The organism is Azospirillum sp., assembly GCF_035627195.1.
Lineage (GTDB): Bacteria > Pseudomonadota > Alphaproteobacteria > Azospirillales > Azospirillaceae > Azospirillum.
In genome coordinates, this window is the sequence record NZ_DASPMG010000154.1 from 1 (window position 1) to 8,639 (window position 8,639).

Annotated in this window: 11 protein-coding genes and 1 pseudogene; 3 read left to right on the plus strand and 9 right to left on the minus strand. The window is 71.3% G+C overall.

What is annotated here, in order from left to right; all coding sequences use genetic code 11:
- Positions 1-857: ABC-F family ATP-binding cassette domain-containing protein (locus VED21_RS14185; RefSeq protein ID WP_324883023.1), on the plus strand; the 857-nt coding region annotated here is incomplete at its 5' end.
- 214 nt (positions 858-1,071) lie between these two features.
- Here the strand turns inward: VED21_RS14185 and VED21_RS14190 are convergent.
- The 3 genes from VED21_RS14190 to VED21_RS14200 form a co-directional block, all read right to left on the minus strand.
- Positions 1,072-1,770 carry an ATP12 family chaperone protein gene (locus VED21_RS14190; RefSeq protein ID WP_324883024.1) on the minus strand — a complete coding sequence of 233 codons (699 nt, stop codon included), beginning with the start codon at positions 1,768-1,770 and terminating at the stop codon, positions 1,072-1,074.
- Between the two features lie 15 nt (positions 1,771-1,785).
- Positions 1,786-2,469: an HAD-IA family hydrolase gene (locus tag VED21_RS14195; RefSeq protein ID WP_324883025.1), complete on the minus strand. Its 684-nt coding sequence runs from the start codon at positions 2,467-2,469 to the stop codon at positions 1,786-1,788.
- 82 nt (positions 2,470-2,551) lie between these two features.
- Positions 2,552-3,544 carry an RluA family pseudouridine synthase gene (locus VED21_RS14200; RefSeq protein WP_324883026.1) on the minus strand — a complete coding sequence of 331 codons (993 nt, stop codon included), beginning with the start codon at positions 3,542-3,544 and terminating at the stop codon, positions 2,552-2,554.
- Positions 3,545-3,665: 121 nt separating this feature from the next.
- On the opposite strand from VED21_RS14200, the gene VED21_RS14205 reads away from it, so the two are divergent.
- Positions 3,666-4,124 (plus strand): TerB family tellurite resistance protein, encoded by a 459-nt coding sequence (locus tag VED21_RS14205; RefSeq protein WP_324883027.1) that lies wholly within the window; start codon positions 3,666-3,668, stop codon positions 4,122-4,124.
- Between the two features lie 2 nt (positions 4,125-4,126).
- Here the strand turns inward: VED21_RS14205 and VED21_RS14210 are convergent, their stop codons facing one another.
- Genes VED21_RS14210 through VED21_RS14225 form a run of 4 tightly spaced genes read right to left on the minus strand, consistent with a single transcriptional unit; the run spans position 4,127 to position 7,084 of the window.
- Complete coding sequence (locus tag VED21_RS14210) at positions 4,127-5,008, minus strand: hypothetical protein (RefSeq protein WP_324883028.1); 882 nt, start codon at positions 5,006-5,008, stop codon at positions 4,127-4,129.
- Positions 4,986-5,366, minus strand: a complete 381-nt coding sequence (gene crcB / locus VED21_RS14215) for a fluoride efflux transporter CrcB (RefSeq protein ID WP_324883029.1) — start codon at positions 5,364-5,366, stop codon at positions 4,986-4,988. The genes VED21_RS14210 and crcB overlap by 23 nt, the downstream gene beginning before the upstream one ends.
- The gene (locus VED21_RS14220) at positions 5,363-6,679 is read right to left on the minus strand and encodes a replication-associated recombination protein A (RefSeq protein WP_324883030.1); all 1,317 of its coding nucleotides are present in this window, start codon (positions 6,677-6,679) and stop codon (positions 5,363-5,365) included. Before VED21_RS14220 ends, crcB begins: the two co-directional genes overlap by 4 nt.
- Positions 6,680-6,688: 9 nt before the next feature.
- Positions 6,689-7,084 carry a hypothetical protein gene (locus VED21_RS14225; protein ID WP_324883031.1) on the minus strand — a complete coding sequence of 132 codons (396 nt, stop codon included), beginning with the start codon at positions 7,082-7,084 and terminating at the stop codon, positions 6,689-6,691.
- Positions 7,085-7,167: 83 nt separating this feature from the next.
- Here VED21_RS14225 and VED21_RS14230 point away from each other — a divergent pair, with 83 nt between their 5' ends.
- Entirely contained in the window at positions 7,168-7,431 is a 264-nt protein-coding gene (locus VED21_RS14230) for a hypothetical protein (protein WP_324883032.1), read from the plus strand.
- A 27-nt stretch (positions 7,432-7,458) separates the two neighbouring features.
- Here VED21_RS14230 and VED21_RS14235 read toward each other — a convergent pair whose 3' ends face one another.
- Positions 7,459-8,037 (minus strand): YqaA family protein, encoded by a 579-nt coding sequence (locus tag VED21_RS14235; RefSeq protein ID WP_324883033.1) that lies wholly within the window; start codon positions 8,035-8,037, stop codon positions 7,459-7,461.
- A gap of 179 nt (positions 8,038-8,216) precedes the next feature.
- Positions 8,217-8,639 (minus strand): annotated as a pseudogene (locus tag VED21_RS14240) (calcium-binding protein); the annotation flags it as partial.

Below are 8,639 nucleotides of genomic sequence, written 5' to 3' on the forward strand. Positions count from 1 at the left end.
AGCAGGAGGCGCAGTTCGAACGCCAGCAGGCCATGCTGGCGAAGGAGCTGAAGTTCATCGAGCGCTTCAAGGCCCGCGCCTCGCACGCCAGCCAAGTGCAGAGCCGGGTGAAAAAGCTGGACAAGATCGAGCGGTTCGAGCCGCCGCGGCGCCGCCACGTCGTGGCGTTCGACTTCCCGCCGGCCCCGCGCTCGGGCGAGGACGTCGCCGTTCTGAAGAACGTGCACAAGGGCTACGGCAGCCGCACCATCTACCAGGGGCTCGACCTCACCATTCGCCGCAAGGAGCGCTGGTGCGTCATGGGCGTCAACGGTGCGGGCAAGTCGACGCTGCTGAAGCTGGTGGCCGGCGCCACCGAACCGGACGCCGGGACCGTCACGGTCGGCGGCAGCGTCAAGATGGGCTATTTCTCCCAGCACGCCATGGAGTTGCTGGACGGCGACAGCACCATCTTCGAGTCCCTGGAGGCGTCTTTCCCGCTGGCGAACCAGGGGTCGCTGCGAGCGCTGGCCGGCTGCTTCGGCTTCTCCGGCGACGACGTGGAAAAGAAGTGCCGCGTGCTGTCGGGCGGCGAGAAGGCCCGGCTGGTGATGGCGACCATGCTGTTCGACCCGCCGAACTTCCTGGTGCTGGACGAGCCGACCAACCACCTGGACCTCGACACCAAGCAGATGCTGATCACGGCGCTGTCGTCTTACGAAGGCACCATGCTGTTCGTGTCGCACGACCGGCATTTCCTGGCGACGCTGTCCAACCGGGTGCTGGAACTGACGCCGGAGGGCATTCACCAGTACGGCGGCGGCTACACGGAATACGTGGCGCGCACCGGCCACGAGGCGCCCGGCCTGCACAGCTGACGCACCGCCGGTCCGGGGGCCAGCGCGACCTTGTCGTTGACAGAATTCCTACTGGAGATATTCTGTATCCGATAATGCGGCGCCGTGCGCCCGCGCGCGCCCACCCCCGGAACGCCCCCCAAAACGACACGGCGTGGCCGGATGCAACACATCGCGAAATGCGTTGCATCCGGTTGCATTGCGTTGCATCCGCCGGCCCCATCAGCCGGCCGGGTCAGCCCGCGCGCAGCAGGTCCACGAAGCGGCGGGCGGAGACGATGTCCTCGCGCAGGCCGGCGCGGCGCTTGGCGGCCTCGGGGTCCTCGCCCCACTGCTCGATCTGGAAGGTCTCGTCGACCTGCGACACCTCGAAGGCCTCGGCCGCGTCGATCCGCCCCTCGATCAGCGCCAGCGCCACCACCAGGGAGCCGCACGCACCCGTCGCCGACTGCAGCGCCGACAGGGTCCAGTCGTCCAGCGCCTCCACCGCGTGGCGCAGCGCGCGGGTGGCGTCGGCCGGCTGCGGCTTCGGCATCAGGCCGGCGCAGACGTGCAGCGGCGCGTCGTAGCGCAGCGTCGCCCAGTCCAGCAGCGGCTGCCAGGCGCGGGCCTGCCGGTCGATCAGCTCGCGCGGGTGCTCGGCGCGGTAGCACAGCAGGTCGGTCTCGGCGTACTTGGCGACCGCCGCGACGATGCCGTCGCGCTGCTTGCCGACCACGTCCACGGCGGTGGAGGCCAGCTGCATCAGCGGCATGGCGTTGGGCTGCACCTGCTCGCCCTGCGCCTCCCACTCGGCGGCGACACCCTCGGCCAACGCGCGGGAGGCGAAGACCAGCGGCGCCTTGGCCGGGCTGCGGATCACCTTGCCGTCGAGGCGGACGTCCCAGCCGCCATCGGTGCTCTCGACGCTCACGGATGTGTAGAAACGCTTCATATCGAATCGAACCCTTCAGGAAACCTGCTCGTCCAGCAGGGCCAGCACCGCCGGGGCGATCTCCTCCCCGGCATCGACGATGCGGCCGGCGCCCGCCGCCCGCAGCTCCGCCACCGCGTGGTAGCCCCACGACACGCCCAGCGCGGCGATCCGCGCGTTGCGCGCCATCTGCATGTCGTAGGTGGTGTCGCCGATCATCACCACCCCGCCCCGCTCCACCCCGCTCTCCGACAGGGCGCGGAAGACCATGTCGGGGTGCGGCTTGCCGGGGCCGTCGTCGCTCGTCTGCAAGGTCACGAACCGGGCGCGCAGCCCGTGCCGCTCCAGCACCGCCAGCAGGCCGCGCCGCGACTTGCCGGTGGCCACACCCAGCAGGACGCCGGCCCCCTCCAGCGCGTCCAGCGTCTCCAGGATGCCAGGGAACAGCGGCTCCTCCAGCGCGCCGGTGCGGCGCAGGTCGAAGAAGTGGTCGCGGTAGCTGTCCGCCACCTCCAGCGCCGCCTCGGCGTCCAGCTGCGGGGCCAGCGTCGCGATCGCCTGCTGGAGCGGCAGGCCGACCATGCGGCGCACCGCATTGGCGTCCGGCACGCCCAGGCCGTGGTCGCGCCACGCCTTGGTCATGGAATCGACGATGGCGTGCTGGGAATCGACCAGCGTGCCGTCGCAGTCGAACAGGGCGAGGCGGAGCGGTGCGGCCATGGGATGCGGGCGTCGTTACCGTGTCGGGTCGCGTGGGTTACCACAGGTGGGGGCGGGCCGGGAAAAGCTCAATCCGGCCCGTCTATTCGAAGTCGGCGAAGGGGTCCTCGCGCAGGTTGGCGCTGAAGCCCAGGTAGCGCCACGTGGCCGCCATGTGCTCGGGCAGCGGGGCGGTCACGTCGATGGTCTTGCCGCCGCGCGGGTGCGGGATGACCAGGCGGCGGGCGTGCAGGTGCAGCTTCTTCGGCACCTCGGCGCCGGGCAGGAAGGCGCCCTGCCCGCCGTACTTGCCGTCGCCCAGCACCGGCGTGCCCAGTGCGGCCATGTGGACGCGCAGCTGGTGCGTGCGCCCGGTCAGCGGCCACAGCGCCACGAAGGCCGCCTGCTTGCCGGCGTTCTCCAGCACCGAATAGACGGTGACGGCGCGCTTGCCCTCGTCCTCGTCGCCGGCCACGCGCTCGCCGCGCGGCCCGCCCTCCTTGGCCAAGGCGAGGTCGATCTTGCCCTGGTAGGGCTTCGGCACGCCCACCGTGGCGGCCCAGTAGATCTTGCGCGCGTCGCGGCCGCGGAACGTCTCGGTCAGCTTCGACGCGGCGAAGGTGGTGCGGGCCAGCAGCAGCACGCCGGAGGTGTCCTTGTCCAGCCGGTGCACCAGCTTCGGCCGCTCCGCGGCGCCGAAGCGCAGGGCGTCCAGCATGGCGTCCAGGTGCTTGGACGTGCCGGTGCCGCCCTGCACGGCCAGCCCGGCCGGCTTGTCCAGGGCGATGACGTCGTCGTCCTTGTACAGCACGCGGGCCTGGAGGGCCGCCGCGTCCTTCTCGGTCAGCGCCGGGGCGGGCTTGCGGGTCACCGCCGTGGCGGGCGGGGCGTCGCCCAGGGGGGGCACGCGCACGCTCTGCCCGGCCTCCAGCCGCGTGGCGGCGTCGGCCCGCTTGCCGTCGACGCGCACCTGCCCGGTGCGCAGCAGCTTTTGCAGGCGGCCGTGCGTCAGCTCCGGAAAGTGGCGCTTGAACCAGCGGTCCAGGCGGATGTCCGCCTCGTCCTTCGTCACCGTGCGTGTCTCGACCGCGCTCATGCCCGTCATCCTCGTCCTCGAACGCGGCGGATTAGACAGAAGACCGCGGCGATTGTCACGCGGCCTGCATCGGCGGCGCGGCATTCCCATATCATAAGGCACCCGCAACAAGGATCCGCCCATGCTGGACCGCATCCTGGCCCTGTTCGACGACCGCAGCGACGAGGCGCCCGCCCGCCGCCGCGACGCCCTGCACATGGCCGCCGCCGCCCTCCTGGTGGAGGTCGCGCGCAGCGACGACACCATCGACGAGGCCGAGCGCGCGCGCATCCTGACGCTGGTCCGCCAGCGCTTCGGCCTGGACGCCGGCGACGCCCGCGCCCTGCTGCGCCACGCCGAGGCCACGACGCAGGAAGGCGCCGGCCTGTTCGACTACGTGCAGACCATCATCGCCCGCTGCCCGCCCGACGAGCGGGTGTGGATCATCGAGATGCTGTGGGAGGTGGTCTACGCCGACGGCCGCGTCGCCGACCTGGAATCCAACCTGCTGCGCCGCATCGGCGGCCTGCTGCACGTCTCCGACCAGGAGCGCGGCGCGGCGCGCAAGCGCGTGCTGGACCGGCTGGGGTTGGCGGAATAGCCTCAGGCGGCCCGGTCGCCCACACCGAAGATCCACCCCTCCTGCCGGCGCGCCTGCTCGTCCAGGGCCGCCGGGCGCCACACCTCCGGCCGCGCCGCCAGCCAGCGCAGGCCGGCGGCGGAGACCAGCGCGTCGGCGTCGTGGTCGCTGACCGCGTCCGGCAATGCCGCCGGGGCGGAGCCCAGGTGGGCCAGCGCCGCGTCCACGTCCAGCGGCGAGCGGATCTTGCGCAGGCCGAAACCGGCGCGCTTCAGGAACAGGCGCGGGTAGATCTCGGCGAACACGGTGCTGCCCGGCGCCGGCTCTTCGAACGGCCACACGGCGACGCGGCCGGGGGCAGCCAGCCGCAGGGACCGCAGCATCCGCATGCCGGCCAGCGCGCCCTTGCCCACCTGCTTGGAGCCGATCAGCTTGTAGGGGCTCTGCGGGCTGCCATAGCCGTCGGCGCGGCACACACGCTCGGTCAGGCGGTGCGGGTCGGTGTACCAGTCCGGCTGCAACCCCCGGCTCCAGAAGCCGCCGACGTAGGCCGGGTGTTCGGCGAACGGTGCCCCCAGGAAGTCGCTCGCTCCGCCCGCGGCTTCCTCCACCAAGTCCCACAGGTCGAAGACGGTGGCGTCCCGGCCGGGGAAATAGGCATCCGCCACCGCGAAGGGCAGCGAAAAGGCGCAGTCGATGCCGACCAGCGCCGGCCCGCGCTCCAGCCCCGCCAGCAGCCAGTCGTGCACCGCCCGGCGCGACCACCACCCGTCCGGTGGCGGAATCAGGCGCGGCGGCGCCGTGCCGGCCCCGCACTCCGCCACCGCGATCCCGGCGTAGCGCGGCCCGCGCGCGCCGGACCAGTCGATGGCGACGAAGCGCTCAAAGACGGGAAGCGGCGGCATGGCCGGCCCACACGGCGATCAGGCACAGCAGCACCGACAGCACCACGTTCCCCCCGGCACGCAGCCACGCCCCGTCCTGCATCAGCCCCAGCGTCTGCAAACTGAAGGAGGAAAAGGTGGTGAAGCCGCCGCACAGGCCGACCATGACGAACACCCGCGCGTCGCCCGGCACCTCCAGCCGCCCCTCCGGCCCGGTCAGCGCCGCAGTGGCGCCGATGATGAAGGAGCCCAGCACGTTGACGATCAGCGTGCCCCACGGAAACGCCTCGCCCATCGCGGCCACGGCCACGCCGCCCGCCCAGAACCGGGCGACCGAGCCGATGGCGCCACCCAGCGCGACCCAGAGGTAGGTTGTCACGCCTCCCCCGCCTTCCGCCCGCGCAGCTTGGCCCAATAGTCCAGGCGCTTGCGGATCTCGCGCTCGAAGCCGCGCTCGACGGGCTGGTAGAACTCCCGGCGCGGCATGCCGTCGGGGAAGTAGTTCTGGCCGGAGAAGCCCTCGGCCGTGTCGTGGTCGTACTCGTAGCCCTTGCCGTAGCCGATCTGCTTCATCAGCTTGGTCGGCGCGTTCAGGATGTGCTTGGGCGGCATGAGCGAGCCGGTCTCCTTCGCCACCCGAACCGCCGCCTTGTAGGCCGTGTAGGCCGCGTTCGACTTGGGCGCCGTGCCGAGATAAATGACCAGCTGCGCGATCGCCAACTCGCCCTCCGGGCTGCCCAGGCGCTCGTACGTTTCCCAGGCGGCCACCGCCTGCGTCAGCGCGTTGGGATCGGCCAAGCCGACGTCCTCGACGGCGAAGCGGGTCAGGCGGCGGGCGATGTACCGCGGGTCCTCGCCGCCGGCCAGCATGCGCGCGTACCAGTAGAGCGCGGCGTCGGTGTCCGAACCCCGCAGCGACTTGTGCAGCGCGCTGATGAGGTTGTAGTGCCCCTCCTGCGCCTTGTCGTAGACGGGGGCGCGGCGCTGGATGGTGGTGGTCAGCGCGTTGGTGTCCAGCACGGTCCCGTCCGGCAGCGCGAACAGCTCCTCGCACAGGTTCAGGCAGAAGCGGCCGTCGCCGTCCGCCATGGCCTTCAGCGCGGCGCGTGCGTCGGCGTCCACCGGCAGCGCGCGCCCCGTCTCCGCCTCCGCCCGGCTCAGCAGCCGTTCCAGCGCGGCGTCGTCCAGGCGGTTCAGCACGAACACCTGGCAGCGCGACAGCAGCGCGGCGTTCAGCTCGAACGAGGGGTTCTCGGTGGTGGCGCCGACCAGCGTCACCGTTCCGTCCTCGACATAGGGCAGGAAGCCGTCCTGCTGCGACCGGTTGAAGCGGTGGATCTCGTCGATGAACAGCAGCGTGCCCCGCCCGGCCGCCCGCCGCTCCCGCGCCGCGTCGAACACGCGGCGCAGGTCGGCCACACCGGAGAACACGGCCGACAGCGGCTCGAAATGCAGTTCGGTGGTCTGCGCCAGCAGCCGGGCGATAGTCGTCTTGCCGCAGCCCGGCGGCCCCCACAGGATCATCGAGGCCAGCCGGTGCGCCGCCACCATGCGGCCCAGCGGGCCGTCGGGCTTCAGCAGGTGCTCCTGCCCGACGACCTCGCCCAGGGTCTTCGGGCGCAGCCGGTCGGCGAGCGGCCGCGGAGCCGCCCCTTCGAACAGGCCTGCGCCCGAATCACCCTTCTTCGCCATCGCCGAATCCTAGGGCCGGCAGCGCGCGATGCACTGGCGCATCTGGTAGCCGCAGTTGTCGGTGCGCGTGAAGGGCCGCGCCCGCTCCTGCTCCAGCGTGCCGTCGGACCCGACCGGGGGACGCGCCGCAACCGAATCCATGCAGGAATTGTTGCTGCGCTCGCACTGGCGCATGCAGGACTCCATGCCCTCCGCCTCGATGCGCACGCTGTCCTGCGGCGCCGCCTGCGGGCGGGCCGCGGCGGGCGGGGTCACCGCACGCGGCGCCACGGCGCCGGTTGCGGGCGCGGACGGGGCGGCACTGACGGGCGGCGGCGGCGCTCCGGTCCCCGGGCGGCGGGCCGGCTCATCGGCGCAGCCGGCCAGCACGATCAGGGTCAACGTGGCGACCAGTGGACGGAACATCGGCACTCCTGTTTTCTTCTTGTGACTTGGAGAACGGTTCGCCCCACTATGCCGGGAAGCCAACCAGAAAGGGAACGGCCCAAATGAACGCTCCTTCCAACGGCGCACCGCGCCGCCGCAAAACCTCCGCGGTGGTGTTCGCCGTACTGCTGCTGGCCGGCCTGCTGATGCTCGCCATACGCCTCGTCGCGCGCCCCGACGTCACGATCGGCGAAGCGGCCCTGCCCGTGCTGGGCGGCATCGCCATCGCGGTGGCGCTGGCCGTCATGGTGCGGCGCGACCGCCAGGACCGCGACTCGCTGCCCGCCGCCCGCCAGGACCGGCCGGATCAGGGCTCGCCGCCCTGACCGGCCCCTCAAGCGTCCAAGGCGGCCTCAGACGAACTTGAAGCTGAGCAGCCCGCCGACCACGACGACCACCAGGATGGTCGTGACCAGCATCAGCCGCTTCTCGATGATCTGCTGCACCTGCGGCCCGTAGAAGTGCAGCAGGATGGCGATCATGTAGAAGCGCGAGAACCGCGCCACCAGCGAACACAGCGCGAAGATGACGATGTCCATCTTCGCGATGCCCGCCGTGATGGCCAGCAGCTTGTACGGGATGGGCGTCACGCCCTTGAGGATCAGCAGCCACGGCCCGACGTGGTTGAACGACTCCTGGAAGCCGTAATAGGCGTCCCACAGGTCGTACAGGTCGAAGATCCAGCGCCCGATCGTGTCGAAGAAGTAGAAGCCGATCGCGTAGCCGAAGAAGCCGCCGATCAGCGAGGCGAAGGCGCAGACGTTGGTGTACCACCAGAGCTTTTTCGGCTCCGCCAGGCACATCGGCACCAGCATGACGTCGGGCGGCAGCGGGAAGAACGAGCTTTCGGCGAAGGACACCCCCGCCATCCACCACACGGCGTCGCGGCGGGCGGCGCGCCTGAGGATCCAGTTGTAAAGCGGTCTCAGCATGCGCGGTCGCCCTGTTCCGGGGTCCGAAAACGACTCTCCCCGGCGCGAAGGCCGGGGAGAGCGTCAACCGGAACTCATATGGGCAGAGCCGTCCCGGAAACAACCGGGCGCGGGGACGAAGCCTGTGTGCAGCGGGTAAGCCTCAGCGCCCGCCGCCCGCCGCACACCGCACGATCGGGTTACGTGCCCGAACCGGTGACCAGGATGTCGGTATAGCTGAGGGTACGGACGTTGAGCGTGGCGATGGCCACCGCCGCCCCGGCGCCCGAGCCGTCGGCGTCGAAGGACAGCATGCCGCTGCGCGTGTTGAACACGAACATCGCCCCGACCGTGGTCGGGTTGTCCAAGGCGAAGTGGCCGGCCGACAGGTTACCCGCCGGGATCGCCCCGAAGTTCGGCCCGACCACGGCGATCCTGTCCTCGCCCAAGGTGAAGTCGGCGATCACGTCCACCCCCTCGCCCGGCGCGCCGATGCGGAACACGTCAGCACCCAGGCCGCCGGTCAGCGTGTCGGCTCCCAGGTTGCCGGCCAGCACGTCGTTGCCCTGGCCGCCGAACAGCGCGTCGTCGCCTTGCCCGCCGAACAGGGTATCGCCGCCCAG